We start from the raw sequence: 3,256 nt of genomic DNA, 5'->3' as shown, positions 1-3,256 counted from the left end.
TGCTCCCCTCGTGTACCGCAGGACAGCGGCACCTGTGGAAGGGGTGCGCCGAACAACTGAATCGCAAAGGTTTTCGGCGGCGACATGAACGTTTGCGGGTCGAGCAACGCCGCTCGCACGTCGTCCCGACGGGTGAGATAGTAGCCGTGCAGCGTCGGGTCGCCGGTGTCTATTTTCACCACCGGGCCCAGCTCGCGAAGGTGGCGCCAGTAGGCGGCGCGGTCTGCTGCGAAGAACGGACTCTCCTTGTGGTGCAGCGGAGGCGAAGTCACGCTGCCATCTCCCGGCACGTCGTTGTCGTTCATCGCGTTTCCAACCTACAGCTAGGTTGCTGGGATATCTCGACGACGCTGGGCAGTGGGACGTGGATCACCAGATGCGTTTGCTCGCCGCCGCGTCGTCGTGCCGTCGTTGGTCGGATCAATCCTTCAACTGGTCGCAGGGGTCTGGAGGAAGGGAGGTAGATCGCTACGGGCGTGCTGTCAAAAGCGCTGGAGAAAGCTAAAAGTGGCTTATTCGAATGTGACCTTCACCTCGTTTAAACTGCGAGCGGTAAGAAACTCTTATTTTAAATCATCACCCCTTTTGGCCGTGTTCGGTTGGCGCTGACACGGGAAACACCTGGCAAAACCGCCTACTGCCTTTGCTATTTAAAAGTGAGCCGCACCGATCACAGTTATTGCCTAAGGACTCCCTGAGTTACCGACGTGACGTGGGCAACAATCCATCGTGTCGCCCTATTTTGGCGCAAATTCGACCGCTAGACTCGGCGGGAAGCTGCGCTCAACGCGCCTATCCGAAGGATCTGGGTTGGCGGTCTGCGGAAGCATTGGACCGCCCGAAGCGTTTAACCGCCCAGATGCCGAACGTCCGCCCACCACGGACCACGAGTAGAGGTTGGTACCACTGTGAGCGATGTAAGCCGTACGAACGAACCTCGCGAGCTCGAAGCAGCCCCGGGTTTCACCAAAGTCGCCGAAATCGCCATCGAACGTGGTGCCGTCAGCGGCATCGCCGTCAGTCCCGACGGCGCCCGGTTGATGGTCACCCACTACCGCGATGACAGCTTCTCGCTGATCGACACCGCGAATTGCGCCGTCGCGCAAACGGTTATCGACATTGACGAACCCTTCGCCATCGCCATGTCCGAAACGTCGGCGGGCCGCGTCTACGTCAGCAGCGCTTCGGCGGCGTATGACTCGATTCTGGCCTTCGACACCGATGCCAACCGGGTCGTTGCGAGCTACCCGCTGGCATACAGCGTCACCGACGTGGCGGTCAGCCCGGACGGGCGGCATGTCTACGCCAGCCGGGCCGCAGTCAACGGCGCCGACGTCGCCGTCGTCGACACCCGGACGGGTGACGACGACGCGATCAGCATTGCGACCACCGCTGGCACCACCCCCGAGTGTGTGCGGGTGAGCCCGGACGGCCGCCTGCTTTACGTCGCGGCCAATGGCGCATCCACCGCACAGCTTGTGGTGATCGACACGCGGCAGCGCGGTGTGCTGAACACCGTCGAAATCGGTTCCTCTATTCGGGATATCGCGCTCAGCCCGGACGGCGCCACCGCCTATGTCGGTAGCTACGCTCCCGACATCGGCACGGTTCTCGACGTCGTGGACATCCGAGACACCCGTACGGCCGCCGTCACCAACACCTACAAGTTTGGCGACGTCGCGGGGCTGCTCACTCAATTGACCATCAGCCGCGACGGTGAGCGCACTTATCTGATCGGCGACCAGAGCGTGACAGTCCTCTCCACCTCGACGCAGGACGTCGTCGGCGGCATCGCGATCAATGGTCAGCCAGCGTGCGCGATCGAAAGCCCGGACGGCAGCCGGCTGTACATCGCCGACTACGCCGGCACGGTCACCGTCCTGGCGATCGCTTCGGCGACCGCGCCGCTGGACGGGCTCACGTCCAATGATGAACCGACCGTTGCGCACCAGTGGACGTTCCCCGACGTGCTGGCACTCGAGCCGACGCTGGCCTAGGGCGTCTGATTCCTACCCGATCAGTCGATGCGGGTGGCGTGCATCTCCCAAAACGGGGCGTGGACGCGGCCGGCGTTCAGCGACGACTGGAGCGACCGGAACCGTTCCATGACAGGCTTGATCTGCTCGGCCATATCGGGATTGCGCGCGATCATCATGTCAAAGGCTTCCACGCTGACGTTGACCTGATACGTGGTCGGGCCCAGATACGTGATCTCCCAGCCGGCGTCGGGGAACACCTGCCGGAAGTCCTCCTCGGACAACGACCGCGGCGCAGCGTAGCCGTTGACATCGCCGGGGCCGAACTCGAACATGTACAAACGCGCTCCCGGCTTGGTCGCCCGGTGCAAAGCCCGCGCATACAGCCGCTTCACCTCCATCAAGTCCGAAAAGACGTGGTAGAAGGCGCAGTCGACGACCGTGTCGAATCGGTTCTCCAAACCCTCCAGCTTGATCGCGTCGGCCACTTGGAAGTTCACCGACACTCCGGCTCTGAGCGCATTCTCCTTCGCGCGCTCGATCGCGGTCGGGGAGGAGTCGATACCAGTCGCCGAGTAGCCCTTTGACGCATAGAAGATGGCGTGGTGGCCCGGGCCGGTACCCGGGTCAAGCACCTCGCCCTTGACCGCCCCCAGCGCGACAAGTTGCTGTACGACCTGCTGCGGGCCGCCGATGTCCCACGGTGTGGCCGCCGGCAAGCCATGCGAGGACTGCTGATCGCCATACATCTTCTCGTAGCGGCGGGGATCGACCGGTGCTGGCTGGCTCATCCTGCAACGATAAAACGTTCGTCGATTTAGCGCTCGGTCGAAGGGTTAGCTCAACCGTAAGGGCAGCGATACGCCTACCAGGCCCCGCGACCACATCGCCGCCACGGCGATTATTCGGGCGTGGCATGATCGCCACGAGGGCGGGCGTCCGGCGGGCCGGCCCCGGGCAGCAAGCGGCGGAACCATAAGGCGGTCCATCGATGCAGAGCACGATGCAGAGCTTTCCATTGACGATCACCGCCATCCTGCGACATGCGTCGGGCGTCCACGGGGCACGCAAGGTCACCACCGCGACCGGGAGCGGTTACCGCCAGTCCAGCTACGCCGAACTCGGCCAGCAGGTAGCTGCGCTGGCAAACGCGTTGCGGCGCGTCGGCGTCAACGGCGACCAGCGAGTCGCCACGTTCATGTGGAACAACGCCGAACATCTGGCGGCGTATCTGGCCGTGCCGGCGATGGGCGCGGTGCTGCACACGCTCAACATCCGGC

3 protein-coding genes and 1 pseudogene are annotated in these 3,256 nt (G+C 63.4%); 2 read left to right on the top strand and 2 right to left on the bottom strand.

Features of this window, described 5'->3' with window-relative positions; translation table 11 throughout:
- Positions 1-305, bottom strand: a pseudogene (locus WAN71_RS11175) (hypothetical protein); the annotation flags it as partial.
- A gap of 603 nt (positions 306-908) precedes the next feature.
- Between WAN71_RS11175 and WAN71_RS11170 the strand changes: the two are divergent.
- On the top strand, positions 909-1,997 hold the full coding sequence (locus WAN71_RS11170; protein WP_422225385.1) for a beta-propeller fold lactonase family protein: 1,089 nt from the start codon (positions 909-911) through the stop codon (positions 1,995-1,997).
- 20 nt (positions 1,998-2,017) lie between these two features.
- Here the strand turns inward: WAN71_RS11170 and WAN71_RS11165 are convergent, their stop codons facing one another.
- Complete coding sequence (locus WAN71_RS11165) at positions 2,018-2,767, bottom strand: class I SAM-dependent methyltransferase (protein ID WP_422225384.1); 750 nt, start codon at positions 2,765-2,767, stop codon at positions 2,018-2,020.
- Positions 2,768-2,967: 200 nt separating this feature from the next.
- Between WAN71_RS11165 and WAN71_RS11160 the strand changes: the two genes are divergently transcribed.
- Positions 2,968-3,256: AMP-binding protein (locus WAN71_RS11160; RefSeq protein WP_422225383.1), on the top strand; the 289-nt coding region annotated here is incomplete at its 3' end.

It is taken from the genome of Mycobacterium sp. (assembly GCF_049280035.1).
Classification (GTDB): domain Bacteria; phylum Actinomycetota; class Actinomycetes; order Mycobacteriales; family Mycobacteriaceae; genus Mycobacterium.
The sequence above is the reverse complement of the archived record's forward strand: the minus strand, read 5'-3'. Positions and strand labels throughout refer to the sequence as shown.

Coding starts and splice junctions, on each gene's coding strand:
- WAN71_RS11165 (WP_422225384.1), bottom strand. CDS start 2,767: ATGAGCCAGCCAGCACCGGTCGATCCCCGCCGCTACGAGAAGATGTAT.